We start from the raw sequence: 24,597 nt of genomic DNA, 5'->3' as shown, positions 1-24,597 counted from the left end.
GAAACTTGAAGCTTCTAGTCGTTGAAGTCGCGCCAGCCGCCCATTTCTTTCCAGCGGTTGACGATGCCGCAGAACAGCTCTGCCGTCTTCTCGGTGTCGTATCGCGCCGAGTGCGCTTCACGCCCGTCGAAGTCGATGTCCGCACTTTGGCAGGCGCGCGCCAGTACGGTCTGGCCATAGGCCAGGCCCGCCAACGTAGCGGTGTCAAAGCTGGAGAACGGGTGGAACGGGTTACGCTTCAGGTCGTTGCGCGCTACCGCTGCATTGAGGAAGCCCAGGTCGAAGCTGCTGTTATGGCCGACCAGGATCGCCCGCTTGCAGCCATTGGCCTTGAGCGCCTTGCGCACGCCACGGAAGATGTCGGTCAGCGCGCTTTCCTCGCTGACGGCCATGCGCAGCGGGTGGTCCAGCTTGATACCGGTGAACTCCAGCGCCGCGGCTTCGATATTGGCACCCTCGAACGGCTCCACCCGGTGGAAGTAGGTGTGCTCGGGGAACAGGAAGCCTTTCTCGTCCATGCCGATGGTGACGGCGGCAATTTCCAGCAGGGCATCGGTGGCGCTGTTGAAACCACCGGTTTCCACATCCACCACGACCGGCAGGTAGCCACGGAAGCGCTCGGCCATCGGGTGGCGAGAGCCGCTGCTGCCCTGGGAGTCCAGGTCGTCTTCGTAGAGGTCTTCGCTCACGCGTTGTCCTCCAGCAGGCGCCAGCGCAGTTTTTCGCCAGCGCGCAGCGGGATTACCGTCTGCTCGCCAAACGGCAGGCTGTCCGGGGCGGTCCATTCTTCGCGGACCAGGGTAATGGTGTCGGTGTTTGCCGGCAGGCCATAGAAAGCCGGGCCGTGCAGGCTGGCAAAGCCTTCCAGCTTGTCCAGTGCGTTACGTTGTTCGAACGCTTCGGCGTACATCTCGATGGCCGCATAGGCGGTGTAGCAACCGGCGCAACCGCAGGCGGCTTCCTTGGCGTGACGGGCGTGAGGTGCCGAATCTGTGCCGAGGAAGAACTTCGGGTTGCCGCTGGTGGCCGCATCCAGCAGCGCCACCTGGTGGGTGTTGCGCTTGAGGATCGGCAGGCAGTAGAAGTGCGGGCGAATGCCGCCAACCAGCATGTGGTTGCGGTTGTACAGCAGGTGCTGGGCGGTGATGGTCGCGCCAACGTTGGCCGGGGCCTCGGTGACGAACTGCGCGGCATCGCCGGTGGTGATGTGTTCGAACACCACTTTCAACGTAGGGAAGCGCTCGACCAGGCGGCGCATGTGCTCGTCGATGAAGCGCTTCTCGCGGTCGAACACGTCGATTTCGCTACGGGTCACTTCGCCATGCACCAGCAGGGGCATGCCAACTTCCGCCAGCGCTTCGATGGCCGGGAAGATGTTGTCGATGCTGGTCACGCCCGAGTCGGAGTTGGTGGTGGCGCCGGCCGGGTACAGCTTGGCAGCGTACACGATGCCGCTGGCCTTGGCCGCGCGGACGTCCTCGGGGCTGGTGCGGTCGGTGAGGTACAGCACCATCAGCGGCTCGAAGCGGCTGCCGGCCGGGCGCGCGGCGAGGATGCGCTCACGGTAGGCGCCAGCCTCGGCGGCATTGCGCACCGGTGGAACCAGGTTTGGCATGATGATGGCACGGGCGAAGGTACGCGCCACGTCGCCAACGGTGTGGGGCAGGACGGCACCATCGCGCAGATGGATGTGCCAGTCGTCGGGGCGCAGGAGGGTCAGGCGATCGGACATTGGGGATTCCAGGCGGGTCGAACTCAAGCCCCAATGCTACCGGAAAACCCTGGGTCGAGCACGGCTATCAAGTTTTCCGGCCAGCGTCCGATAGCCTGCAGGTAAGCCGTCAGAATTTGTGGAGCCGCCCGTGCGCCAGCGTTACCTAGCCCTGTTGACCCTGTTCGCCAGCCTGCCGGCCGGTGCACTGACTTTCCAGACGCGCATGGAAAACATTGCCTGGAAGGTCGAGGGTGACCAGTTCGAGTGCCGCCTGATCCAGCCGATCGAAGGTTTCGGCAGCGGTGAGTTCGTGCGCCGGGCGGGTGAGCAGCCGGTGTTCCAGTTGCGCTCGGACAGCAACGTACTGGGTGCAGGCACCGCCAGCTTGCTGGCAGCGGCGGCCCCATGGCAACCCGGGCGCGGCGACATCAACCTGGGCAGTGTGCGCATGGCCCGTACCGGTGTGTTGTTCAGCTCGTCCCAAGGCCAGGCCAGCCGCCTGATCAATGGCCTGCTCGACGGGCGCAGCACGGTGGTGCGCAACTATGCGGGTGAAGCCGGCAAGTCGATGGAAGTGCGTGTGCTGCCGGTCAGCTTCGCCAAGGCCTACAGCGACTACCTGGCCTGTGCCGGCAAGCTGCTACCGATGAATTTCGATCAGGTGCGCCAGACGCAGGTGGGCTTCCCGGGGGGCGGCACCGACCTGGACGCGTCGGCGCGTGCACGGCTGGATGTGATCCTCGATTACATGAAGGCCGACCCTACGGTGAACCATATCGAACTCGACGGCCACTCCGACAACAGCGGCAACCGCCTGACCAATCGTGACCTGTCGCGCCGTCGCGCGCTGGCGGTGGCTGATTACTTCAAGGCCCATGGCGTGGCGGAGGATCAGATCATCGTGCGCTTCCACGGTGAGCAATACCCGTTGGTGAAGAACAACAGTGCTGCCAACCGGGCGCGAAATCGACGGGTGAATATCGAGCTGGACCAGATTACGGTGGTTGTGAAACCGGTAGAGAAACCGGTTGAGCCAGCGGCGCCTGTTGCTCCGGCCCCAGCTCCAGCCGCAGCCAGCCCGGCTGCTGCCGCGCCGGGGGCGAAGGCGCCCTGAGACCGTATTGGCCATAGGTGCTCACCACAAGGTCTTCAGCGCCTATCAGATCGAGCGCCGCCCGCGCGGCGCTCGATCTGATAGGCGCTAGAGATGTGGAGGCATGCACCCCGTCGCGCTTGCGAAAGTTCCTGTCGCTTTGTCGTCAGAAGCTGTCGCCCCACTGTAATTTTATCTGCAAGGCCGTTAGAATCGATCCCTTTCCGTACAACCCCGTGGAGTGATGGCATGGCGGACGTAAAAAAGGTCGTACTGGCGTATTCCGGCGGCCTTGATACTTCGGTGATTCTCAAGTGGCTGCAGGATACCTACAACTGCGAAGTGGTGACCTTCACCGCTGACCTGGGTCAGGGCGAAGAGGTCGAGCCGGCCCGTGCCAAGGCTCAGGCAATGGGCGTTAAAGAGATCTACATCGACGACCTGCGCGAAGAGTTCGTGCGTGATTTCGTGTTCCCGATGTTCCGCGCCAACACCGTCTACGAAGGCGAGTACCTGCTGGGTACTTCCATCGCCCGTCCGCTGATCGCCAAGCGCCTGATCGAAATCGCCAACGAAACCGGTGCTGACGCCATTTCCCACGGCGCCACCGGCAAAGGCAACGACCAGGTTCGTTTCGAGCTGGGTGCCTATGCCCTCAAGCCTGGCGTCAAGGTCATCGCCCCGTGGCGTGAGTGGGACCTGCTGTCCCGCGAGAAGCTGATGGACTACGCCGAAAAGCACGGCATCCCGATCGAGCGCCACGGCAAGAAGAAGTCGCCGTACTCAATGGACGCCAACCTGCTGCACATCTCCTACGAAGGCGGTGTCCTGGAAGATACCTGGACCGAGCACGAAGAAGACATGTGGAAATGGAGCGTCTCGCCTGAGAACGCCCCGGACCAGGCGACCTACATCGAGCTGACCTACCGCAACGGCGACATCGTTGCCATTGATGGCGTCGAGAAAACCCCGGCCACCGTCCTGGCCGACCTGAACCGTATCGGTGGTGCCAACGGCATCGGCCGCCTCGACATCGTGGAAAACCGTTACGTCGGCATGAAGTCGCGTGGCTGCTACGAGACCCCTGGCGGCACCATCATGCTCAAGGCCCACCGTGCCATCGAGTCGATCACCCTGGACCGCGAAGTCGCTCACCTGAAAGATGAGCTGATGCCGAAGTACGCCAGCCTGATCTACACCGGCTACTGGTGGAGCCCTGAGCGTCTGATGCTGCAGCAGATGATCGACGCTTCCCAGGTCAACGTGAACGGTGTCGTGCGCCTGAAGCTGTACAAGGGCAACGTTACCGTGGTTGGCCGCAAGTCGGACGATTCGCTGTTCGATGCCAACATCGCGACCTTCGAGGAAGATGGCGGCGCCTACAACCAGGCCGATGCTGCAGGCTTCATCAAGTTGAACGCACTGCGCATGCGCATTGCCGCCAACAAGGGCCGTTCGATGCTCTGATTGCGCGCTCGTGCAATGAAAACCCCGGCTTGAGCCGGGGTTTTTTTTGCGTGCAGAAAAGTCAGGGCATTCAACTGTGTTGGCTCACAACATCACCCTCGAGTGCACTGATCGACAGCTGCGCACATTGACGTTTGTCCAGGTTGCAAAAGCGCCATATTCGGGGCGGCACGGGCGGTTGGGCAAGTACATGCAGGAGTTGTTGTTCCATCATGCGATAGGCGTCGGGGCCGGAAAACATGAACGTGACAGGCTCGCCTTGCGCCGCCTCAGGGGCATCACTGATGACACTGTTCACAGTTGGCGTTTTGTCGTGTGCCATCTTGTTTGGTGGCGGGCTGTAGAACGACTTGTAATTGAAGTTGAGTGTGAGAAAAAACAGTGCCGTCAGAAAGAACGGAAAGCCTACCAGGAACCAGGTGTAGAGCTTTTGGCTGGACTCACTGAGAAAAGGCAGTGTGGCAAGGGCGGAGGCTTCGATAATCCCCGCGAAGATGGCAATGATCGTCAGCGGGGCAACAGGTTGTGCTTGGGTCATGTGGGCCATCTCCAGCGGTTTTGCCCATCATTACCTTACTGCGGTACTCAACTAAAGACTGGATTGTTTTCCCGGTGAGGAATAATCGACATAAAGCCACTCGGCTTTGTTTTTTCAGCGCGTTTGAGTTGGACGTTTCGCCAGCAGATGTTCAGTTTTCAACTGGTGCGTTTTTGCAGGCGGGTGATACCGTTGTTTTGGTACTAAGGAGCGCGTTTGTTACAACCTTGGTCATGAAGTGTAGGAAATTTCTGTAAGTGTTGTAAGTTTTGTCTGTCCATGAGTTTCGTCAGTAAATCGCCGCGCCAGCAAGCGTCCTGTCGGTTATCGTGGCGTGCCAAAGCAAAACAATGAATGAATGGATATCGCATGAATAAAGTGCTTATCGTGGATGATCATCCGGTCATACGCCTGGCCGTACGCATGCTGATGGAGCGGCATGGGTATGACGTCGTGGCGGAGACCGATAATGGGGTGGCTGCGCTGCAGCTTACTCGGCAACACCTGCCGGATATCGTGGTGCTGGATATCGGGATCCCGAAACTGGATGGTCTGGAGGTGATCGCCCGCATGACGACGTTCAGCCCGGCTAGTAAGGTACTGGTGCTGACATCGCAGGCCCCTGGCAACTTCTCGATGCGTTGCATGCAGGCGGGCGCTGCGGGATACGTGTGCAAGCAGCAGGAACTTACCGAGTTGTTAAGCGCCATCAAGGCGGTGTTGTCGGGTTACAGCTATTTCCCCAACCAGGCCTTGCATGCGTCACGTGGCAGGGGGGCGGGAAGCGAGGTGGACATGGTCAATCGCCTCTCCGCGCGTGAAATGACGGTGCTGCAACAACTGGCGCGAGGGCGTTCGAACAAGGAGATTGCCGACAGCATGTACCTCAGCAACAAGACGGTCAGTACCTACAAGTCGCGGCTGCTGCTCAAGCTCAATGCACGGTCGCTGGTCGACCTGATCGAGCTGGCGCAGCGGCAAGGACTGAACTGACTGCCAAGCCTTGAAGCCTCCAGTCAGGAGGCTTTGCCAAGGCTACAGGTCCGGCTTTACAGGTCGTAGTCGAAATCGGCCAACTGCTTTTGCAGGCGCCGTTCTTCCAGCATGTTATCGATGGTGCGGCGTTTGCTCAGGTTGGTCTTTGCGGTTTCCACCTGGGGCTCCGCGTCATCGTCTGCGGCAACAAAATCATCTTCGATCGACAGGTCGTCTTTATCGCTACTCATGAGTCGCTCCAAGCCAAGGGGCCATTGGCCGTCCTTATAACCAGAAAGCAGACGCCGGTAAAAAAGATTTTTTCAATCGTGGTGAGGGGTTTCCAGCTATCGCCTCAATCGTCGGAGGTTTTGTGCTTGTACTCGCACAAATCTTCGATCCTGCAACTGCCGCACCTTGGCTTGCGTGCCTGGCACACGTAGCGCCCGTGCAGGATCAGCCAGTGGTGGGCATCGAGCAGGTAATCTTTTGGCACGAACTTGACCAGTTTCTTCTCCACTTCCAGCACCGTTTTGCCAGGTGCAATACCCGTGCGGTTGCTCACCCGGAAGATGTGGGTGTCCACCGCCATGGTCGGTTGGCGGAACGCTGTGTTGAGCACCACGTTGGCGGTCTTGCGGCCCACACCGGGCAGCGCCTCCAAGGCTTCGCGGGTTTGTGGCACCTGGCTGGCGTGGCGTTCGATCAGCAGCCGGCAGGCCTCTATGACGTTCTTGGCCTTGCTGTTGTATAGCCCGATGGTCTTGATGTATTCGCTAAGGCCTTCAACGCCCAAGGCATAGATGGCCTCGGGCGTATTGGCGACGGGGAACAGGCGGGCAGTGGCCTTGTTGACGCCGACGTCGGTGGATTGCGCGGACAGTGTCACGGCGACCAGCAGCTCGAACGGGGTGGTGTAGGCCAGTTCTGTCTTCGGGTCTGGGTTGTCTTCGTGCAGCCTGCGAAAAATCTCCAGGCGTTTGGCGGCATTCATGAAATCAGAGCTTTCCTTGACGACGTGGGTGGGCAGGGCCCGGACGCAAGCGATTGTACAAGGCCAGCAGCAGTCCGAGCAGTAGCAGGGCGCCCGGGGCCAGGCTGGCCACGTGCAGGTCGGCAACGTTGGCCAGCCATTGGCGGCTGGCGCCGAGCACCAGGCAGAGGGCAAATACCGCACAGAAATACCTGGCGAGCATGCGCCAGCGGCCTTGATCGGGTAGCTGATGATCGCAGGCCAGGCACTGCAGGCACAGCAGGGCGGGATAATGGCCAAGGGCAAGTGCCAAAGGCAGCGACCCTGCGCGCAGGGCCATTTGCAGGCAACTGGCCAAGGCTGCCAGCATCAGCAGACTGGCTAGCACATAGGCCCAGCTGGCCAGACGCTGGCGCAGCGGTGTCAGCAAAAGCTGATGCAGGCTGCCCATCACTACTGCGCACAGGCCAATGGCGATGCCCTCATGCAGTGTTCGGGTAGCACCCAGCAGGGGCGTCAGGCTTACGGCCAGCAGGCAGAACCTATTCATGTGCTGCACCCTCCAGCAGTACGCTGCGCTGCTCATCGAAATAGCTCAGCGCCTCTTGCAGCGCGGTGATCACCGCCCGTGAAGTCACGGTCGCGCCGGCCAGTTGGTCAAAGTCACCCTGGTCCCGCTTCAGCGCCCAATGGTCGCCCTGATGGCGGTTGTCGAACTGCCCAAGCCAGTGCAACTGCGGGTCGCCCAGGCGTGCGCCCAGACCGGGGCTTTCCTGTTGCTCCATGACCTGACTGCCAATCAGCCGGCCGTCTGTGGCGATGGCCACGCTCAGTACGATTGGCCCGGCATATCCTTGGGTTTGAGTGACCAGAACGATCGCGCTTGGTATGCCCGCCATCGTGGCACGGTAAGCCGCGAGGATGCGGCTGTTGGGTCGCTGCGCCTCGGGCTTCGCGAGCGGGCTGTCCAACGGCTGGTTGTCATAACTGCCCTCGGGCAGCACGGCCAGCCGTTGACGGCTTTGCAGTTGCTTCTCGGCACCGGTGATGGCAGGGCCGGTCAAGTGCCGCCATGCCAGCGTGGCAGACACTGCCAATACCCCAATCAGTACCAGCAGGCTCACATCATGCGTCAGGCGTTTCATCGGGCGGCCTGTTGGGGTTGTGCCGCAAGGCGTTCAAGCGTTGGTGCCATGAGGTTCATCAGCAGGACGGCGAACGCGGTGCCATCCGGGTAGCTGCCCCAGGTGCGAATCAGGTAGATGAGTAGCCCGACACCCAGGCCGAAGTACAGCCTGGCCCGTTCGTTCCTGGGCCCCGACACCGGCTCGGTGGCAATGAAAAAGGCTGCCAGCATGGTCGAGCCGGAGAACAGGTGCAGCAAGGGTGAGCCATTGGAGTCCGACCCAGAGCCGTTCCAGCCCAGCAGGCTGAACACGAACAGCCCTGTCAGCAGGCCCAGTGGTGCATGCCAGCTGATCACCTTGCGCTGCAACAGGAACAGGCCGCCGAGCAGGAATGCCAGGTTGACCCATTCGCTGCCGCGCCCGCCGATGTTGCCGAAGCCTGGATGGCTGGCGAACAGCTCCTCGATGGTCAGGCTGCGGTTGTGGCGCAGGCCGTCGAGCAACGTCGGCCGGGCCCAGGCGTCGATCTGTTCGCCTCCGGTGAATACCTGCTGCAAACTGTCGAACAGGCCTGGGGGTTGCCCCGGCCAATGGTTCATCTGCAACGGGAAGCTCAGCAGCACGAAGGCATAACCCACCATGGCCGGGTTGAACGGGTTGCGTCCGACGCCGCCAAAAGCCTGTTTACCGAAACCGATGGCAACGCTTGCCGCGACCACCGGCAACCACCACGGGGCCAGGGTGGGCAGGGCGGCCGCCAGCAGCACGGCGGTTACCAGTGCGCTGCCGTCGCCTAGCGCCGTGCTCAGCGTTTGGCCGCGCAACGCCAGCAGCACAGCTTCGCACAGCAATGCGGCGGTGGCACTTAGCAACAGGTTCAGCAGCATGCCCCAGCCATGCAACCACAACAACGCCAGCAGGCCAGGCAAACAGGCCAGCAGGACCAGGCCCATACTGGTGCGCAGTCGCGGATCGGGCTGGCTGATCATTGTCCGAACATACCGTTAAAGCCGGAAAACGCCATGGCCATCACCCCGGCGCCGATCAACTCGAGCGGCAGGCCGCGCAGTGCGCCGGGGATATCGGCATGGGCACTGCGCTGGCGCAAGTCGGCGAACAACACCAGTGCCAGCCAGAAGCCGCCGCCCGCCAGTAAACCTTGCAGCAGCGTCGAGGGCCAGGTGCTGTCATCGCCTGCCTGCTGCAGGGCGAGCCCCAGCACTGTGGCATTGCTCGACAGCAGCGCTGGCAACCCGACTACGGGCCAGGCCGGGCGCCACTTCGCCAGCAGCCACGGCAAGCCCCAGGCGAGCAGTGCCAGCCAGGGCAACAACAGGAACAGGGCAAGGTCGGGGATGTGCAGCGGGGCAAGTACCCCCCGCATCAGCAATTGTGCGCCGATCGTGCCCAAGGCAATGCAAAGGGCGCAGGCCAGGCCATGCACATGCAGGTTCAGCCGGGGGATTGGCTGCTGCAACAGGCACAGGTGATTGACCAGCGCGGCGCCGATCAGGACCAGAAGGTAATCGCTCATGAGATGACGATAGCCGGGAATACGGGTGATTGTCCGGTAATCAAGGCGCAGAAGAAACTGCCCCGGCACGAGGGCCGGGGCAGGGGGGGTTACTTGATGCGCTGGCCTGGCTTGGCGCCGCTGTCCGGGCTCAGCAGGTAGATTTCTTCACCGCCAGGGCCGGCAGCCATGACCATGCCCTCGGATACGCCAAAACGCATTTTCCGGGGCTTGAGGTTGGCGACCATCATGGTCAGGCGGCCTTCCAGTTTGGACGGGTCGGGGTAGGCCGACTTGATGCCGGAGAACACGTTGCGGCGCTCGTCACCGATGTCCAGGGTGAGTTGCAACAGTTTGTCGGCGCCCGGTACGGCTTCGGCTTTGACGATCAGCGCCACGCGCAGGTCGACGGCAGCGAAGGTGTCGAACTCGATTTCTGCCGACAGCGGGTCCTTGGTCAGCTCGCCGTTGCCGGCCGGGGCCTTGGCTTCGGCGGCCAGCAGGTCTTCCTTGCTGGCGGCGACCATGGCTTCGACCTTGGCCGGTTCGATGCGGCTCATCAGGGCCTTGAACGGGTTCAGTTTATGGTTTTCCAGGCGCGACAGGTGGTCGTTCCAGGCCAGCGGGGCAACGTTGAGGAAAGCCTCGGCGTCCGCTGCCAGCACCGGCAGTACCGGCTTGAGGAAGATCACCAGCTGGCGGAACAGGTTGATGCCCTGGGCACAAATGGCCTGCACTTCATCCTGTTTGCCTTCCTGCTTGGCCAGCGACCACGGCGCCTTGTCGGCGATCCAGGCGTTGGCGCGGTCGGCCAGTGCCATGATTTCACGCATGGCGCGGCCAAAGTCACGGCCTTCATAGGCTTCGGCGATGGACGGAGCGGCAGCCAGGAAGGCTTCGGTCAGCTCAGGCGCGGCATCACCGCTTACCATCACGCCTTCGTTGCCTTTGTGGATGAAGCCGGCGCAGCGGCTGGCAATGTTCACGACCTTGCCCACCAGGTCGGAGTTGACCTTCTGCACGAAGTCTTCCAGGTTCAGGTCCAGGTCGTCGACGCCACGCCCCAGCTTGGCTGCGTAGTAGTAACGCAGGTATTCCGGCTGCAGGTGATCGAGGTAGGTACGGGCCTTGATGAAGGTGCCGCGCGATTTGGACATCTTCGCGCCGTTGACGGTCAGGTAGCCATGCACGTTGACGGCAGTCGGCTTGCGGAAACCGGCACCTTCGAGCATGGCTGGCCAGAACAGGGCGTGGAAGTTGACGATGTCCTTGCCGATGAAGTGGTACAGCTCGGCCTTGGAGCCTTCGTTCCAGAACGCATCGAAGTCCAGTTCCGGGCGGCGTGCGCAAAGGTTCTTGAAGCTGGCCATGTAGCCGATTGGCGCGTCCAGCCACACGTAGAAGTATTTACCCGGTTCACCCGGGATTTCGAAGCCGAAGTACGGCGCATCGCGGGAGATGTCCCACTCTTGCAAGCCGGAATCCAGCCATTCGGCCAGTTTGTTGGCTACCGCGTCCTGCAGGGTGCCGCTGCGGGTCCACTGCTGCAGCATGGCCTGGAAGTCTGGCAGCTTGAAGAAGAAGTGCTGGGAGTCACGCAGTACCGGGGTGGCGCCGGAGATCGCTGACTTGGGGTTCTTCAGCTCGGTAGGCGCGTAGGTGGCACCGCATTTTTCGCAGTTGTCGCCGTACTGGTCTTCGGCCGCGCACTTGGGGCAGGTGCCCTTGATGAAACGGTCGGCCAGGAACATGCCCTTTTCCGGGTCGAAGTACTGGGTTACCGAACGGGTGGCGATGTGCCCGGCTTCACGCAGGCGCGTGTAGATCAGGCTCGACAGCTCGCGGTTCTCTTCGCTGTGGGTAGAGTGGAAGTTGTCGAAATCCACCAGGAAGTCGGCGAAGTCGCTGCTGTGCTCGGCCTGAACGTTGGCGATCAGTTGCTCCGGGGTGATGCCTTCCTTTTCGGCGCGCAGCATGATGGCCGAGCCGTGGGCGTCGTCGGCGCAGACATAGATGCACTGGTTGCCACGCATTTTCTGGAAGCGGACCCACATGTCTGTCTGGATGTACTCGAGCATATGGCCTAGATGGATGGATCCATTGGCATAGGGCAGGGCGCTGGTGACGAGAATCTGACGTGGCTCGGACATGGTGGCTCGGCTACTTATCTGGCTACGGGGTAAAAATTAAGGGTGATCGGCCACTATAAAGGGCTGGCGAAGATATTTCACCCCGCATGCGCATCTACTGACGATTGACGGGTTAGGATAGGCGCCTGTTTTACATTCAGTTTGCCAATGGGAGTCTCCATGAGTGCCGTCACCCGTGCCGCCGTCGAAGGCGTGCTTCGCCAGTACACCGACCCCTACCTGAACCAGGATCCGGTCAGCGCCGGTTGTGTGCGCGCCATCGACATCCAGGGCGGGCAGGTCAGCGTGCAATTGCAGCTGGGCTATGCCGCAGGTTTGTTCAAGAACGGTTGGGCCCAGGTGTTGCAGACGGCCATCGGCAACCTTGAGGGCGTCAGCAGCGCCCAAGTGTCGATCGACTGCGTGGTCGCTGCTCACAAGGCCCAGGCCCAGGTGCCGGCCATGGCCAACGTCAAGAACATCATCGCCGTGGCCTCGGGCAAGGGCGGGGTGGGCAAGTCGACCACTGCGGCCAACCTGGCGCTGGCGCTGGCCCGCGAAGGCGCACGGGTGGGTATTCTCGATGCCGATATCTACGGCCCTAGCCAAGGCGTGATGTTCGGTATTGCCGAAGGCACCCGCCCGCAGATTCGCGAGCAGAAGTGGTTCGTGCCGATCAAGGCCCATGGCGTGGAGGTCATGTCCATGGCCTTCCTCACCGACGACAACACACCGATGGTCTGGCGCGGCCCGATGGTTTCCGGTGCGCTGCTGCAGCTGGTCACCCAGACCGCCTGGGATGACCTGGACTACCTGGTGATCGACATGCCGCCGGGTACTGGCGACATTCAGCTGACCTTGGCGCAGAAAGTGCCGGTGGCGGGCTCGGTGATCGTCACCACGCCGCAGGACCTGGCGTTGCTGGATGCCAAGAAGGGTGTGGAGATGTTCCGCAAGGTCAACATCCCGGTGCTGGGCGTGGTCGAGAACATGGCCGTGCATATCTGTTCGAATTGCGGCCATGCCGAGCATCTGTTCGGCGAAGGCGGTGGTGAGAAGCTGGCCAGCCAGTATGGCGTTGACCTGCTGGCGTCGTTGCCATTGTCGATGTTGATCCGCGAGCAGGCCGACAGCGGCAAGCCGACGGCGATTGCCGAGCCGGAAAGCCAGATTGCCATGGTCTATCAAGAGCTGGCGCGCCAGGTGGGTGCGCGGATTGTGCTGCAAGAGGCGGCGGCGCCGGCGATGCCGAGCATTACCATCAGCGAAGACTGACCTGAAACCGAGTCGCCTGCTTCGCGGGTAAACCCGCTCCTACACGGTCGATGTAGGAGCGGGTTTACCCGCGAAGCAGGCGACTCGGTTTTTCAGGCAGGCATAAAAAAACCCGCCAGAAGGCGGGTTTTTTTGAAAGCTAAAAAGCTAGATCGACTTAGGCGATCTGAACTTCTTCAGCCTGCATGCCTTTCTGGCCGCGGGTAGCGACGAAAGTAACAGCCTGGCCTTCTTTCAGGGTTTTGAAGCCGTCAGCTTGGATGGCTTTGAAGTGCACGAACAGGTCGTCGCCCGACTGAGGGGTGATGAAGCCGTAGCCTTTCTCATCGTTGAACCACTTAACAACACCGGATTGACGGTTGGACATTTTTCTGTCTCCTTGGACAATTTGATAACGGTCAGGAAAAACCCTGCCCGGGACTGAGCGCAAAGAGAGCAGAAAATTCAGCGATGGGCCGATCAGGATCGTGCATCAAACTAGAGATTCTCGGTGTCACGTGCAGCACAGTGGCGCCACCTTACCCCACTTTCCGCAACCTGCCAATGGTCAGAAGGCGCTTTACGCAAATTCGGATCGACGGCGGCTGCAGCCCCCGCCCGGCGCGGGATGAGGCATAGAACTTTAACCTGGGCGCCGGGACCGGTAAGATGTGCGTCACGATTTTCACCACGCAACTCTTCAGGACACCCCCGCCATGAGCATCAAATCGGACAAGTGGATTCGCCGCATGGCGCAGGAACACGGCATGATCGAACCGTTCGTCGAGCGCCAGGTGCGCGGCGAACAAGACAGCCGGGTGATCTCCTTTGGCGTCTCCAGCTATGGCTACGACGTACGCTGCGCTGACGAATTCAAGGTGTTCACCAACATCAACTCGGCTACCGTCGACCCGAAAAATTTCGATGCCGGCAGCTTTGTCGACATCAAGAGCGACGTGTGCATCATCCCGCCAAACTCTTTCGCCCTGGCGCGCACCGTCGAATACTTCCGCATTCCGCGTGACGTGCTGACCATTTGCCTGGGCAAGAGCACCTACGCCCGTTGCGGCATCATCGTCAACGTCACCCCGCTGGAGCCCGAGTGGGAAGGCCACGTGACGCTGGAGTTCTCCAACACCACCACGCTGCCGGCGAAGATCTACGCCAACGAAGGCGTGGCGCAGATGCTGTTCTTGCAGTCTGACGAAGAGTGCGAAGTGTCCTACAAGGACCGTGGCGGCAAATACCAAGGCCAGCGCGGCGTCACCCTGCCGCGCACCTGAGCCGACAAGCGCGGGGAATTACCCGCGCCTTTGGCACTCCAACGAAGTAATGCCGGTGCGCATGATGTGCATCGGCTTTCGTCAGGAGCAGCCAATGAAACTCCATCCCGCAATCAGTGCCAAGCTGGCAGGCCTGCAGCCCAACCACGTGGGGTTGTTGCCCTGGTCATTGCTGGCGCACCCGCTGCCCATGCAGGCGGGGGGCGTGCCCCATCAGCCTGACCCCGATACCCCGCAGCCACCAGAGCCTGGCGAGAGGCCACCCATGGAGCCGGGCGAGCCGACCTTGCCGGATGAGCCGCCGCCAGCACCTGTCGCCTGAGCGCCGTTACAGCGGCCAGACGCGCCCTGCGCCAGCCAGGTATACCCGGCTGGTGCCGGATGGCGCGATCTTCCAGCCGCCGGTGAATTCACCGAAAGCCGGCAGTAGGCTGACGTGAGCGTCGATCAGGAAGCACGGCAGTCGCAGGCGCTGGCGGGCCGTGCCTCGCAGCACAAAAACCGGGTGCACATGGCCCGCCAGCACCGGGTAAGCCGGGTGAGGCGCGGGTTCGTGTTGTAGCGCGAAAGGTTCCAGTATCCAAGGCTCATCCTTGACTTCAATGCGAAGCGATGCAGGTGGATCGCCGGCATTGCGATCATGATTGCCGCGTATCAGCACAATGTTCAGGTACGCGTGGCGCTGCCGCCACGCATGCAGCCTGGCCAGTGTTGCTGGCGCCCGGGCAGTGCGTGCATGGAGGAAGTCCCCGAGGACGATCAGCTGGTCGCAGTCATGGGCTGCCAGCAAGGCATCCAGCCGGGTGAGCGTCGCGTCTGTGGTGCCACGCGGCACAGGTTGGTGCAGGGCACGATAGCTGGCAGCCTTGCCGATGTGCACGTCGGCCACCAGCAATGCTCGGCGGCTGGGCCAATAGATGGCCTTGTCGGCAAGCAACCAGAGCACCTGGCCTGCGTGTTCGATGGGCTGGTCATTCATGCCTTGCCCGCCGCTTGTTCCAGTTCTGCAACCATTCGCGCAATCCGGTCTGCCAGCTTCTCGGTACTCAGCGTCTCGCGCATGCCCTCTACCAGCAAAGCGAAGGCCAGCGGCCCCGGTCGCTTCAATACCTGCAGGTCCAGCTTCAGGCTGGCCATTTTCAGCAATTGCCGACGCAGCCGCTCGATCTCCAGCTCCTCGCCCAGCACTTCGTCCCGTGCCTGGCCGAGTAGCAGGTTACCGGCGTCATGCTTGCGAAACACTTCATAGAACAGCCCGCTGGATGCCTGGATCTGTCGGGTGCTCTTTTGTGCCGCCGGGTACCCGCCAAACACCAGCCCGGCAATCTGGGCAATTTCGCGAAAACGCCGCAGTGCCATTTCCCCCGCATTCAGGCTGGCCAGCACATCTTCCAGCAAGTGCTCGGTACCCAGCGCTTTTGGCAGGTGCGTTGTCCAGTCCACCGGTGCAGGGCTGAGCAGTTCGAACCCGTAGTCGTTGACGGCAATCGATACCGACAGCGGTTGTACGCGGCTGACCCGCCAGGCAATCAGGTTGGCCAGGCCCAGGTTGGCCAGGCGCCCGGCAAAGGGGTACAAGAACACGTGCCAGCCCTGGCGGGACTTGAAGGTTTCGGCCAGCAGCGTGCCGGTGGTTGGCAACGCCGACCACTGTGCCTGCAACGCCAGCAGCGGGCGCACGGTTCGCATCTCCGGGCCGTCAAAGCGGCCATGGGCCGCAGAATCGAGCTGCTCGACCAGCGCGTCGGCCAGTTCGCTCGATAGCGGCATGCGCCCACCGTTCCAGCGTGCCACCGCAGCCTTGCGTGCGGTGCTGCGGCGCACATAGGCGGTCATGTTTTCCACGCGTACCAGTTCCAGCACCCGCCCGGCAAACACCAGCGTGTCGCCGGGACGCAGGCGGGCGATGAATGCCTCTTCGACACTGCCCAGCGTCTTGCCCCCGCCGCCCTTGCTCCAGTATTTCAGTTGCAGGTTGGCGTCGCTGACGATGGTGCCGATGCTCATGCGGTGGCGCCGTGCCAGGCGTTCGCTGGCAACCCGGTAAACGCCGTCGGGCCGGGGCTCGACGCGCTGGTAATCCGGGTAGGCGGAAAGTGAACTGCCGCCGTGGCAGACGAAGTCCAGCGCCCACTGCCACTGGCTGTCGCGCAACGCGCGGAAGGCCCAGGTGCTGCGCACTTCGGCCAGTAGCTGCTTGGGTCGAAAGCCACTGCCCAAGGCCATGCTGACCAGGTGCTGCACCAGCACGTCCATGCACAGTTGCGGCGAGCAGCGGGCTTCGATGTGCCCGGCTATCAGTGCCTGTCGGGCTGCAGCTGCCTCCACCAGTTCCAGGCTGTGGGTAGGCACCAGGGTGATCCGCGAGCGCCGCCCCGGTGCGTGCCCGGAGCGCCCGGCGCGTTGCATCAGGCGGGCGATGCCTTTGGCCGAGCCGATTTGCAACACCCGTTCCACGGGTAGAAAGTCCACGCCAAGGTCAAGGCTGGAGGTGCAGATCACCGCTTTCAGGCTGCCCTGCTTGAGGCTACGTTCCACCCAGTCGCGGGTATCGCGGGCCAGCGAGGCATGGTGCAGAGCAATCAGCCCGGCCCAGTCAGGGCGGGCTTCAAGCAGGGCCTGGTACCAGAGCTCGGCCTGGGCGCGCGTGTTGGTGAACACCAGGCAACTGGCACTGGCCTCGATTTCCTGGCTGACCTGGTCGAGCATCTTCAGGCCGATATGCCCAGCCCAGGGGAAGCGCTCGATCGCTGTTGGCAGCAAGGTATCGACTTGCAGCGCCTTGTCTTGTCGCCCCTGTACCAGCAGGCCGCCTTGCGGCAGCAGAACGTCCCGTGCATGTTGCAGGTTGCCCAGGGTGGCGGAGAGGCCCCAGGTCGGCAGGCCTGGATGCCAGTGGCGCAGGTGGGCCAAGGCCAGCTGCAGTTGTACCCCGCGCTTGTTACCCAGCAGTTCGTGCCATTCATCCACCACCACCAGCCGCAGGGTGGCGAAATCTTCGCGGGCCTGTGTACGCGTCAGCAGCAGCGTCAGGCTCTCGGGTGTGGTGACCAGCACACTTGGCAGGCGCCGAGCTTGTCGGGCTCGTTCGGCGCTGCCTGTGTCTCCGCTGCGTACCCCAACGCTCCACGGCAGCGCCAGTTCATCCACGGGCACCTGCAGGGCGCGTGCGGTGTCGGCGGCCAAGGCGCGCATGGGCGTCACCCACACCACCTGCAATGGCGCCGGTTGGCTGCCTTGGGGCTGGGTCTTGAACGCACGAAGCGCGGCGAGCCACACGGCGTAGGTTTTGCCGGCCCCGGTACTGGCGTGCAGCAGGCCGGACTCGCCGCGCGCCACAGCCGCCCAAACGCGGCGCTGGAAAGCGAATGGCTTCCAGCCACGCCTGGCAAACCAGGCATTGGCAAGGTCGGTGGCAGCGGGCATGAGGGAAGTGGTCCTTCGAAGGCTGTGCTTCTACAGACCGCGCGCCAGGCGCAATGGTTTTACCGAATCAGTTGCCCAGCAGGTAGCCACTGCGACATACCTGCTCGCCAGCAACATGGGCGATGACCATACCGGAAGTGGCCATGCGCCTTACGCTGCGGGCATACAGCAGGCCCGGTTGGCTGTTGCGCACAGCCGTTACCCGGTCACTGAGCGGGTCGATGACTTCGGCAATCAACTGCCCGGCTTCCAGGTGCTGTCCGGGTTTGGCGTGATACACCAGCAACCCGCCCAGCGGCGTCACTACCGGTTCGACAGCAGCCAGCGGCGTGGCCGGGCTGGGCAAGGGCGGCAGGGCAGGGCTGGCGCCTTCGATAACGCCTGCGTGGGTAAGGAAGTCGAGTATCGCCTGGCAGTCTTTGCTGGCCAGGTCATGGCTGACATCGGCCTGGCCGCGCAGCTCGACAGTGACCGAGCAGCAGCCCAGCGGGATCGGGAAGCGTTTGCCGAAGCGTTGCTGCAACTGCCACCAGACCAGGCTGAAACATTCGTCGAACGACTGCCCGCCCGAGTCGGTGGCCAGCAGGCTGGCCTGGGCGCCCAGGTAGCGGGCCAGCGGCTCGATATGTGGCCAGGCATCGGGTGTGGTGTACAGGTGTTCGACTGCTTCGAAGTCGCAGTGCAGGTCCAGCACCATGTCGGCATCGCAGGCCAGGCGCTGCAGGATCAGGCGCTGGGCTTGCAGCGGTGTGCGGGCCGGGTGCGCGTCCAGCCCACGACGCAGGTATTCGCGGATCAGCTCGACGTTGTGCGCCGGGTTCTGGGTCAGGTGCTCTTCGATCTGGTCGCCGATGCTGTCCGACAGGTCGACGAAGTTGCGGTTGAAGTTCTCGCCGCTTTGCAGTTCGAAGCGCCCCAGCGGCGCATCCAGCAGCACTTGCTCCAGGCCGACCGGGTTGGCCACCGGCACCAGGATGATCTCGCGCTGCAGGCGGCCTTGTTCTTCCAGCGCTATCAGGCGCCGCTTGAGGTGCCATGCCACCAGCATGCCGGGCAGTTCGTCGGCATGCAGGGAAGCCTGGATATAGACTTTGCCGCCACTGCGAGGGCCGAAGTGGAAGCTGTGCAACTGGCGGGTGATGCCCGGAACGGGTGAGAGCAGGTCGTGGGTTGAATGGTGCATGGTGGTCCTGGATGCGTGGCGAATACGGTCTGCGACACAGGTCGGCACACTGATAGAAGCATAGTTTTCAGCGTTGCGCCTCAATGGGGTCGCGACCTTTCAGGCCAGCAGTGCCTGCAAGGTGCCCAGGTCATCCGCCTCTTCCACCGGCTTGTCCAGCCGCCAGCGCAGCATGCGCGGAAAGCGCACGGCAATACCGCTCTTGTGGCGCCTGGACAAGGCAATGCCTTCGAAGCCCAGTTCGAACACCAGCGTAGGCGTTACGCTGCGCACCGGGCCGAAGGTTTCCACCGTGGTCTTGCGGATAATGGCATCGACCTTGCGCATTTCTTCGTCACTGAGCCCCGAATAGGCCTTGGCAAAGGGTACCAATGCTCGCCCCGGGGTGCCGGCCGGTGCGTCCCACACGGCGAAGGTGTAGTCGCTGTACAGGCTTGCACGTCGGCCGTGGCCGCGTTGGGCGTAGATCAGCACGGCATCGACGCTGAACGGGTCGATCTTCCACTTCCACCAGGTACCCATATCCTTGGTGCGCCCCACGCCGTAAAGGGCCTCGCGTTGCTTGAGCATCAGGCCCTCGACACCCAGGCTGCGCGACTGTTCGCGCTGGTGGGCAAGGTCGGCCCAGTCCGGGCCTGTCAGCAGCGGCGACAGCAGCACGGGGGCAAGCGGGTACGCATCGACCAAGCGTTCCAGCTGGCTGCGGCGCTCGTGCTGCGGCCGGTTGCGCCAGTCTTCGCCTTGCCACTCCAGCAGGTCGTAGGCCTGCAACACCACCGGTGCGTCGGTCAGCAATTGCTTGCCCAGCGTTTTTCGCCCCAGGCGCTGCTGTAGCAAGGAAAAAGGCTGCACGGCCAGTTCAGCCCCTGTATCACCTGGTTTCCAGACCAGAATCTCGCCATCGAGCACCACGCCATCGGGTAGCGTCTGCGCCAGGCTGTGCAGTTCGGGGAAGCGCTCGGTCACCAGCTCTTCGCCGCGCGACCACACCCACAGCTGGCCCTCGCGCTTGACCACCTGGGCGCGAATGCCGTCCCACTTCCACTCGATTTGCCAGTTGCTTGGCGGCCCGAGCAAAGTATCGAACTGGTCGATAGAGGCTTGTAGCGGGTGGGCCAGGAAGAATGGGTACGGCTGGCCGCCGCGCTGGCGATGCTCATCGGCGGACTCCGGGGCGATCAGCTTCTGGTAGCTGGCTGCGGTAGGGCGATGGCCAATATCGGTGTAACCGACCAGGCGTTGGGCCACGCGCTTGGCGTCCAGCCCGGCCAGTTGCGCCAGGGCGCGGGTGACCAGCAACTTCGATACGCCCACGCGAAAACTGCCGGTGATCAGCTTCAGGCACAGCATCAGGCTGGGGCGATCCAGCTGCGCCCAGAGCGGCTGCAGGCGCTGCTGAACCTGCTCAGGCGGTAGCCCGCGCAGGGGCAGCAAATGCTGCTCCACCCAGGTGGCAAGGCCTTCATCGCTGCCATCGGCGTGTAGGGGTAGCAACAGCGAAATGGTTTCGGCCAGGTCACCCACTGCCTGATAGCTTTCTTCGAAGAGCCAGTCCGGCAACCCGGCCTGAGCCGTTGCCTGTGCGCGCAACACGCGAGTGGGCACCAGCTGGCGCGGGCGCCCGCCGGCCAGAAAGTACACGGCCCAGGCGGCATCCTCGGCGGGGGCATTGGCGAAATAGTCGCGCAGTGCCTCAAGCTTGGCGTTGCTGGACGTGGTCGCATCCAGGCGCAGGTACAACGTGGCGAAGGCTTTCATGGTGTGGGTTCGGCAGTGACGACGTCGTCTTCGTCGCCGTATTCGGTGGCGAAGGCGCGGGCATCGAGGCCTTGTTCGTTGAGGTAGCGCACCAGCACGTTGACCGAGCCGTGGGTGACCATCACCCGTTCGGCGCCGGTCTGGCCGATTGCCCACAGCAGGCCGGGCCAGTCGGCATGGTCCGAGAGGACGAAGCCCCGGTCCACACCGCGTCGCCGGCGGGTGCCGCGCAACAGCATCCAGCCACTGGCGAAGGCATCGCTGTACTCACCAAAGCGGCGCATCCAGCTACTGCCGCTGGCTGACGGGGGCGCCAGGATCAGCGCTTGGCGCAGCAGTGGGTCGTTGCGCGGTATATCGCCGGCGTAGAGGGTTTTCGGCAGGTGGATACCGGCGTCCCGGTACACCCGGTTGAGCGGCTCGACGGCGCCATGCACGAGGATCGGGCCGATGCTGGCGTCCAGCCCATGCAAAATCCGCTGGGCCTTGCCGAAGGCATAGCAGAACAGCACGCTGGCCTTGCCCTGTGTGCTGTTGGCCCGCCACCAGGCATTGATGCCCGCGAAGACCTCAGCCTGGCCGGGCCAGCGATAAATGGGCAGGCCGAACGTCGACTCGGTGATAAAGGTGTGGCACGGCACGGGTTCGAAAGGCGTACAGGTGCCATCGGGCTCTACCTTGTAGTCACCGGACGCGACCCAGACTTCACCTTGGTACGCCAGGCGCACCTGTGCCGAACCCAGCACGTGCCCGGCCGGGTGCAGGCTCAGGGTCACCCCATGGTGAAGCAGGCGCTCACCGTAGGGCAGGGTCTGCAAATCGATGCCCTGGCCCAACCGGCTACGCAGAATGCCAGCACCTGGGCTCGCGGTCAGATAATGGCCATTGCCGGTACGTGCATGGTCACCGTGGCCATGGGTGATCACGGCGCGGTCCACGGGCCGCCAAGGGTCGATGTAGAAATCACCGGGCGGGCAGTAGAGGCCTTCGGGGCGGGCGATGACAAGGTCCATAGGGCGAGCGCGGGTTGCCGAGAATACTTGTTAAGAGCTCGGAACGGTCTCGGGAGTTCGAACGGTTTCAATTAGCGAAATGGACTACACGCCATTCAGAAATGCCGAAAGGCCTTTTGCGGTTAACTGTGTAATCCGGTTGGCGTGTGCAACAAAAATGTTGCGGCCTTTACGCATGAGGGGTTCAGAGAGGCATGTGATGATATTCGAGTATCCGGTGGTTGTTCATCAGGAAGGCGGCAGTGTCTGGGTGAGTTGTCCCGATGTGCCAGAGATGGCCTGCGCGGGTGATACTTCGGAGGAAGCATTGTTCGATGCGGTGGATGCCTTGGAGTCTGCGCTTTCGTTCTATGTGGATCAGAAACAGGCTATCCCTCTACCTTCAGCGCCTACGGCGGGCCAGCCCGTGGTACGCCTGCCAGCCCTGACGGCAGCGAAGGCAGCGCTGTGGAATACGATGGTGGGACAAAAAATCAGCAAGACCGAGATGGCACGCCGGCTAGGGGTAAATCGTCCCCAGGTCGATCGTCTGGTCGATCTGTTGCATCGCTCGAAAATCGAGCAGGTTGAGCATGCCTTGCATGTGTTGGGACAGCGGATCGAGCTCTCAGTCGTCGCTGTTTAAAGCCCGAGCCGCCGCAGCTGGCGGCTCGGGCCGAGGGCTTACTTGCCAGGCACCAAGGTCAAGCGCTGGCTGCCATACGCCCGCCCGAAGTTCTGCTGCTGCAGCGGCAGGCTCATGAACCGGCCTTTGAACCAGGCATCCAGCCCGTCGCTGTAGTGCGTGCTTGCCGGGTTACCGGACTGGCCGCTGCTGGTCAGCACCTGCAACGGTTCGGCCTGGCCGAAGTCGACGATCATCCGCGCCGAGGCCGGCAGGCGGGTGTCGAAGTCGCTGCCCCAGGCGTATGGCGTCAGGGCCAGGGTGGTGAAGTCGCCACCTGCAGCCAGCGGTGAGCGGCTGATGGCTTCGCCCAAGCCATGGTAGGCCGGTGCTGGCCAGCGGTACTGGTGCAGCTTGCCCCACTGCCAGGCGCGGCGGTCGGCGCCCAGTTGCGCGATCCCGGCGTCCATTGCTCCCGCCAGGCTGCGGGCGAGAATGGCGGGCTTGTCTTCTTTTTGCGGGGTGTTGCGGTCATCCCAGAACGGACTGTCGTCGCGGCCCAGCAGGTGATCGGCCTGGGCCGAGAACGACAAGCGGGCATTGCTGACGAACGCCTGCCAGGCCGGGCCGGATTCCGGGCCTAGGTCGTCGAGGAAGGTCTGCCGCGCTACCTCCTGCAAGAACAGCTCGTACAGTGCGGCATCCGCTGACACCGGGCTCAGTCGGCCATCGAAGGCCTTGAGCCGGGCCAGCGTGTCGCGGGCCTTGTCGCGTTGTGCGGCAGGCAGGGCGTCTATCGCCTGCTTCAATGGCTGGGCCATGCCGGGGGCGTCGAACATCTGCTTGAGCTTGTCGGCCAGCAGGGTCACCTGGTCGTTCTGCAGGGCCATCAGGCTGCGGCTGTCGTGGCGGCCATTGCCGGCCAACTGGGCCAGGCGCTCGGCGCGCTCAGGGTAGTACCAGGTGCTGGACAGCTGCATGCCATAGCCGCGCGGCAGGCTGCGCTGGTTGGCGTGGCCGATCCAGCCAGCGGTTGGGTCCTGGTCGTACGGGTGCAGCATCGGGTCGGCATAGCCGTCCCAGTCGTAGCGCCCGTCCCAGCCCGGCGAGGGCAGCAGGCCCTGGCCTTCGCGGCGGTTGGGGTAGCGGCCGCTGACTTGCCAGCCAATGTGCTCTGGCTCGGCGAAGACGAAGTTGAGGGCCGCGGCGGTCACTTCGCGGGTACTGTCGAAGGCGCGTTCCACGTTCCTGGCCCGGGTCAGGTCGAACAGTGCATCCAGGCTGCGGTCGCCCTTGAACTGCGGCAGGTTCAGCGCCAGGCCCAGGCTGGCGTTGTCTGGCTGGGCCAGCAGGGTGCCGTGGCGGGTGTCATACATCACCTCGCGCAGCGGGCGTTGGCCTCGGACGAAGAACGTTTCGCTCCGGGCGCGGGCCGGCAGCCATTTGCCGTCGGCCAGGTAGCTCAGCTGGCTGCCTTGACGACGCAGTTGTTCCAGGAACAGGTCCTGGTTGTCGGCCATCACGGCGCTGCTGCTCCAGGCCAGTTTGCCGTTGTAACCGGCCAGCACGATCGGCAAGCCCGGCAACGACAGGCCGGCCACCTGGTACTTGGCGGTGTGGATCTGTACCGGGCTCAGGGCCCAGGTAGCGCGGCTGTCGCTGGCCAGCAGGCTCTTGCCGCTGCGGCTGCGCTGCGGGGCCAGGGCCAGGTTGGCCGAGCCCGGGCTGCCGAGCAGGTCGAGGTCGGCCAGTTTCTGGCTGGCGGCTGCCAGCGCTGGCAGGCCCGGCAGCTGGCTGGCCAGGTTCAGGCCCTTGAGCTTGTCCACTTCGCCTTCGGCCAATGGCTCGTCCGGGGCGCCAGGCAGCAGCCAGGCCAGCTTGTCGCTGCCGGCTTTCTGCGCCAGGGTCAGGGCACTCAATTCTTCCTGCAGGTTCACCGATTGGCTGAACGCGTACAGGTTGAAGATCAGTGCCGAGTCTTCGGGCTTCCAGTATTCCGGGCGATAGCCACTGCTGGCCAGGCCGGCCGGCAGCTTGTCGCGGTAGCGGAACAGGTAGGCGTTGACCCCGCGTGCGTACACTTCGAAAAAGCGCTTGAGCCGTGGCGAGGCGTCGGCGTACTGCTGGGCGGCGCTTTGCTTGAGGTTGGCCGCGCGCATCAGGCGGTCGATGTCCAGCGCTTCGCTGCCGGCCAGTTCGGCCAGGCGGCCCTGGGCCAGCAGGCGCATGGAGACCATCTGCTCGATGCGGTCACCGGCATGCACATAGCCCAGGCTGAACAGCGCATCATGGAAGCTGCTGCTTTCGATCAGTGGCGCACCCATGGCATTGCGGCGTACTGAAACATTCTGCGCCAGGCCCTTGAGCGGCTGCACGCCACTGGTCGGTGGCACGCTGTCCTGGTAGCCGCCCGTCTGGCAGCCGGCCAGCCCGAGCATGCCGAGCAGCGTGGCAGCGGTTGCGAACCGCGGGCGGAAGGGAGGAAAGGCGGGGGCGGCCATGACAAGGGCTCCTGCAAGGCGTGGCGGGTTTCGAAAGGCGCTAAGG

At 63.1% G+C, this 24,597-nt stretch carries 24 protein-coding genes; 7 read left to right on the top strand and 17 right to left on the bottom strand.

Features of this window, described 5'->3' with window-relative positions; translation table 11 throughout:
- Positions 1-14 precede the first annotated feature (14 nt).
- The gene (gene rnt, locus QQ992_RS22395; RefSeq protein ID WP_225917480.1) at positions 15-626 is read right to left on the bottom strand and encodes a ribonuclease T; all 612 of its coding nucleotides are present in this window, start codon (positions 624-626) and stop codon (positions 15-17) included.
- A 59-nt stretch (positions 627-685) separates the two neighbouring features.
- The gene (pyrC, locus tag QQ992_RS22390) at positions 686-1,732 is read right to left on the bottom strand and encodes a dihydroorotase (RefSeq protein ID WP_016713746.1); all 1,047 of its coding nucleotides are present in this window, start codon (positions 1,730-1,732) and stop codon (positions 686-688) included.
- A 130-nt stretch (positions 1,733-1,862) separates the two neighbouring features.
- On the opposite strand from pyrC, the gene QQ992_RS22385 reads away from it, so the two are divergent.
- Together QQ992_RS22385 and QQ992_RS22380 are read left to right on the top strand one after the other, a co-directional pair.
- Positions 1,863-2,828, top strand: a complete 966-nt coding sequence (locus QQ992_RS22385) for a flagellar protein MotY (RefSeq protein WP_286111081.1) — start codon at positions 1,863-1,865, stop codon at positions 2,826-2,828.
- Between the two features lie 228 nt (positions 2,829-3,056).
- Positions 3,057-4,274: an argininosuccinate synthase gene (locus QQ992_RS22380; RefSeq protein ID WP_119368966.1), complete on the top strand. Its 1,218-nt coding sequence runs from the start codon at positions 3,057-3,059 to the stop codon at positions 4,272-4,274.
- 70 nt (positions 4,275-4,344) lie between these two features.
- On the opposite strand, the gene QQ992_RS22375 is transcribed toward QQ992_RS22380, so the two are convergent.
- Positions 4,345-4,812 carry a hypothetical protein gene (locus tag QQ992_RS22375; RefSeq protein ID WP_286111079.1) on the bottom strand — a complete coding sequence of 156 codons (468 nt, stop codon included), beginning with the start codon at positions 4,810-4,812 and terminating at the stop codon, positions 4,345-4,347.
- A 369-nt stretch (positions 4,813-5,181) separates the two neighbouring features.
- Between QQ992_RS22375 and QQ992_RS22370 the strand changes: the two genes are divergently transcribed.
- Positions 5,182-5,805: a response regulator transcription factor gene (locus QQ992_RS22370; RefSeq protein ID WP_019096559.1), complete on the top strand. Its 624-nt coding sequence runs from the start codon at positions 5,182-5,184 to the stop codon at positions 5,803-5,805.
- A 56-nt stretch (positions 5,806-5,861) separates the two neighbouring features.
- Here QQ992_RS22370 and QQ992_RS22365 read toward each other — a convergent pair whose 3' ends face one another.
- From QQ992_RS22365 to metG, 7 genes are all read right to left on the bottom strand, one after another.
- The gene (locus QQ992_RS22365) at positions 5,862-6,038 is read right to left on the bottom strand and encodes a PA3496 family putative envelope integrity protein (RefSeq protein ID WP_286111078.1); all 177 of its coding nucleotides are present in this window, start codon (positions 6,036-6,038) and stop codon (positions 5,862-5,864) included.
- 104 nt (positions 6,039-6,142) lie between these two features.
- Positions 6,143-6,781, bottom strand: a complete 639-nt coding sequence (nth, locus tag QQ992_RS22360) for an endonuclease III (RefSeq protein WP_119368968.1) — start codon at positions 6,779-6,781, stop codon at positions 6,143-6,145.
- 4 nt (positions 6,782-6,785) lie between these two features.
- Positions 6,786-7,310, bottom strand: a complete 525-nt coding sequence (locus QQ992_RS22355; protein ID WP_286111076.1) for an Rnf-Nqr domain containing protein — start codon at positions 7,308-7,310, stop codon at positions 6,786-6,788.
- A complete protein-coding gene (locus QQ992_RS22350; protein ID WP_286111074.1) occupies positions 7,303-7,905 on the bottom strand; it encodes an RnfABCDGE type electron transport complex subunit G in 603 nt (200 codons plus the stop codon). The genes QQ992_RS22355 and QQ992_RS22350 overlap by 8 nt, the downstream gene beginning before the upstream one ends.
- Complete coding sequence (locus QQ992_RS22345; protein WP_286111072.1) at positions 7,902-8,876, bottom strand: RnfABCDGE type electron transport complex subunit D; 975 nt, start codon at positions 8,874-8,876, stop codon at positions 7,902-7,904. The genes QQ992_RS22350 and QQ992_RS22345 overlap by 4 nt, the downstream gene beginning before the upstream one ends.
- A complete protein-coding gene (locus QQ992_RS22340) occupies positions 8,873-9,421 on the bottom strand; it encodes an Rnf-Nqr domain containing protein (RefSeq protein WP_119368971.1) in 549 nt (182 codons plus the stop codon). Before QQ992_RS22340 ends, QQ992_RS22345 begins: the two co-directional genes overlap by 4 nt.
- Before the next feature lie 89 nt (positions 9,422-9,510).
- Positions 9,511-11,550: a methionine--tRNA ligase gene (gene metG, locus QQ992_RS22335; RefSeq protein ID WP_286111070.1), complete on the bottom strand. Its 2,040-nt coding sequence runs from the start codon at positions 11,548-11,550 to the stop codon at positions 9,511-9,513.
- Between the two features lie 159 nt (positions 11,551-11,709).
- On the opposite strand from metG, the gene apbC reads away from it, so the two are divergent.
- On the top strand, positions 11,710-12,804 hold the full coding sequence (apbC, locus tag QQ992_RS22330) for an iron-sulfur cluster carrier protein ApbC (protein WP_016713757.1): 1,095 nt from the start codon (positions 11,710-11,712) through the stop codon (positions 12,802-12,804).
- 157 nt (positions 12,805-12,961) lie between these two features.
- Here apbC and QQ992_RS22325 read toward each other — a convergent pair whose 3' ends face one another.
- On the bottom strand, positions 12,962-13,171 hold the full coding sequence (locus tag QQ992_RS22325; RefSeq protein ID WP_003254922.1) for a cold-shock protein: 210 nt from the start codon (positions 13,169-13,171) through the stop codon (positions 12,962-12,964).
- Positions 13,172-13,499: 328 nt separating this feature from the next.
- Here QQ992_RS22325 and dcd point away from each other — a divergent pair, with 328 nt between their 5' ends.
- The gene (dcd, locus tag QQ992_RS22320; RefSeq protein WP_003258001.1) at positions 13,500-14,066 is read left to right on the top strand and encodes a dCTP deaminase; all 567 of its coding nucleotides are present in this window, start codon (positions 13,500-13,502) and stop codon (positions 14,064-14,066) included.
- Between the two features lie 94 nt (positions 14,067-14,160).
- On the top strand, positions 14,161-14,388 hold the full coding sequence (locus QQ992_RS22315; protein ID WP_016713758.1) for a hypothetical protein: 228 nt from the start codon (positions 14,161-14,163) through the stop codon (positions 14,386-14,388).
- Positions 14,389-14,394: 6 nt separating this feature from the next.
- On the opposite strand, the gene pdeM is transcribed toward QQ992_RS22315, so the two are convergent.
- The 5 genes from pdeM to QQ992_RS22290 all read right to left on the bottom strand — a co-directional run bounded on the left by pdeM (position 14,395) and on the right by QQ992_RS22290 (position 21,446).
- Positions 14,395-15,045 (bottom strand): ligase-associated DNA damage response endonuclease PdeM, encoded by a 651-nt coding sequence (gene pdeM, locus QQ992_RS22310; protein WP_286111065.1) that lies wholly within the window; start codon positions 15,043-15,045, stop codon positions 14,395-14,397.
- A complete protein-coding gene (locus QQ992_RS22305; RefSeq protein WP_286111063.1) occupies positions 15,042-17,492 on the bottom strand; it encodes a ligase-associated DNA damage response DEXH box helicase in 2,451 nt (816 codons plus the stop codon). The genes pdeM and QQ992_RS22305 overlap by 4 nt, the downstream gene beginning before the upstream one ends.
- A gap of 67 nt (positions 17,493-17,559) precedes the next feature.
- Positions 17,560-18,675: a succinylglutamate desuccinylase/aspartoacylase family protein gene (locus tag QQ992_RS22300; RefSeq protein ID WP_105945854.1), complete on the bottom strand. Its 1,116-nt coding sequence runs from the start codon at positions 18,673-18,675 to the stop codon at positions 17,560-17,562.
- Between the two features lie 99 nt (positions 18,676-18,774).
- Positions 18,775-20,433, bottom strand: a complete 1,659-nt coding sequence (locus tag QQ992_RS22295) for an ATP-dependent DNA ligase (RefSeq protein ID WP_286111061.1) — start codon at positions 20,431-20,433, stop codon at positions 18,775-18,777.
- Entirely contained in the window at positions 20,430-21,446 is a 1,017-nt protein-coding gene (locus tag QQ992_RS22290; RefSeq protein WP_286111060.1) for a ligase-associated DNA damage response exonuclease, read from the bottom strand. The genes QQ992_RS22295 and QQ992_RS22290 overlap by 4 nt, the downstream gene beginning before the upstream one ends.
- Before the next feature lie 199 nt (positions 21,447-21,645).
- Between QQ992_RS22290 and QQ992_RS22285 the strand changes: the two genes are divergently transcribed.
- Complete coding sequence (locus tag QQ992_RS22285; protein ID WP_433963097.1) at positions 21,646-22,071, top strand: type II toxin-antitoxin system HicB family antitoxin; 426 nt, start codon at positions 21,646-21,648, stop codon at positions 22,069-22,071.
- Positions 22,072-22,109: 38 nt separating this feature from the next.
- Here the strand turns inward: QQ992_RS22285 and QQ992_RS22280 are convergent, their stop codons facing one another.
- A complete protein-coding gene (locus QQ992_RS22280; protein WP_286111059.1) occupies positions 22,110-24,551 on the bottom strand; it encodes a penicillin acylase family protein in 2,442 nt (813 codons plus the stop codon).
- Positions 24,552-24,597: the final 46 nt, after the last annotated feature.

Source organism: Pseudomonas kurunegalensis, assembly GCF_030291635.1.
Lineage (GTDB): Bacteria > Pseudomonadota > Gammaproteobacteria > Pseudomonadales > Pseudomonadaceae > Aquipseudomonas > Aquipseudomonas monteilii.
The sequence above is the reverse complement of the archived record's forward strand: the minus strand, read 5'-3'. Positions and strand labels throughout refer to the sequence as shown.

Coding starts and splice junctions, on each gene's coding strand:
- QQ992_RS22375 (WP_286111079.1), bottom strand. CDS start 4,812: ATGACCCAAGCACAACCTGTTGCCCCGCTGACGATCATTGCCATCTTC.
- QQ992_RS22345 (WP_286111072.1), bottom strand. CDS start 8,876: ATGATCAGCCAGCCCGATCCGCGACTGCGCACCAGTATGGGCCTGGTC.
- QQ992_RS22380 (WP_119368966.1), top strand. CDS start 3,057: ATGGCGGACGTAAAAAAGGTCGTACTGGCGTATTCCGGCGGCCTTGAT.
- metG (WP_286111070.1), bottom strand. CDS start 11,550: ATGTCCGAGCCACGTCAGATTCTCGTCACCAGCGCCCTGCCCTATGCC.
- QQ992_RS22295 (WP_286111061.1), bottom strand. CDS start 20,433: ATGAAAGCCTTCGCCACGTTGTACCTGCGCCTGGATGCGACCACGTCC.
- QQ992_RS22305 (WP_286111063.1), bottom strand. CDS start 17,492: ATGCCCGCTGCCACCGACCTTGCCAATGCCTGGTTTGCCAGGCGTGGC.
- nth (WP_119368968.1), bottom strand. CDS start 6,781: ATGAATGCCGCCAAACGCCTGGAGATTTTTCGCAGGCTGCACGAAGAC.
- QQ992_RS22280 (WP_286111059.1), bottom strand. CDS start 24,551: ATGGCCGCCCCCGCCTTTCCTCCCTTCCGCCCGCGGTTCGCAACCGCT.
- pdeM (WP_286111065.1), bottom strand. CDS start 15,045: ATGAATGACCAGCCCATCGAACACGCAGGCCAGGTGCTCTGGTTGCTT.
- pyrC (WP_016713746.1), bottom strand. CDS start 1,732: ATGTCCGATCGCCTGACCCTCCTGCGCCCCGACGACTGGCACATCCAT.
- QQ992_RS22340 (WP_119368971.1), bottom strand. CDS start 9,421: ATGAGCGATTACCTTCTGGTCCTGATCGGCGCCGCGCTGGTCAATCAC.
- QQ992_RS22355 (WP_286111076.1), bottom strand. CDS start 7,310: ATGAATAGGTTCTGCCTGCTGGCCGTAAGCCTGACGCCCCTGCTGGGT.
- rnt (WP_225917480.1), bottom strand. CDS start 626: ATGGCCGAGCGCTTCCGTGGCTACCTGCCGGTCGTGGTGGATGTGGAA.
- QQ992_RS22365 (WP_286111078.1), bottom strand. CDS start 6,038: ATGAGTAGCGATAAAGACGACCTGTCGATCGAAGATGATTTTGTTGCC.
- QQ992_RS22315 (WP_016713758.1), top strand. CDS start 14,161: ATGAAACTCCATCCCGCAATCAGTGCCAAGCTGGCAGGCCTGCAGCCC.
- QQ992_RS22285 (WP_433963097.1), top strand. CDS start 21,646: ATGATATTCGAGTATCCGGTGGTTGTTCATCAGGAAGGCGGCAGTGTC.
- apbC (WP_016713757.1), top strand. CDS start 11,710: ATGAGTGCCGTCACCCGTGCCGCCGTCGAAGGCGTGCTTCGCCAGTAC.
- QQ992_RS22370 (WP_019096559.1), top strand. CDS start 5,182: ATGAATAAAGTGCTTATCGTGGATGATCATCCGGTCATACGCCTGGCC.
- QQ992_RS22325 (WP_003254922.1), bottom strand. CDS start 13,171: ATGTCCAACCGTCAATCCGGTGTTGTTAAGTGGTTCAACGATGAGAAA.
- QQ992_RS22290 (WP_286111060.1), bottom strand. CDS start 21,446: ATGGACCTTGTCATCGCCCGCCCCGAAGGCCTCTACTGCCCGCCCGGT.
- dcd (WP_003258001.1), top strand. CDS start 13,500: ATGAGCATCAAATCGGACAAGTGGATTCGCCGCATGGCGCAGGAACAC.
- QQ992_RS22350 (WP_286111074.1), bottom strand. CDS start 7,905: ATGAAACGCCTGACGCATGATGTGAGCCTGCTGGTACTGATTGGGGTA.
- QQ992_RS22300 (WP_105945854.1), bottom strand. CDS start 18,675: ATGCACCATTCAACCCACGACCTGCTCTCACCCGTTCCGGGCATCACC.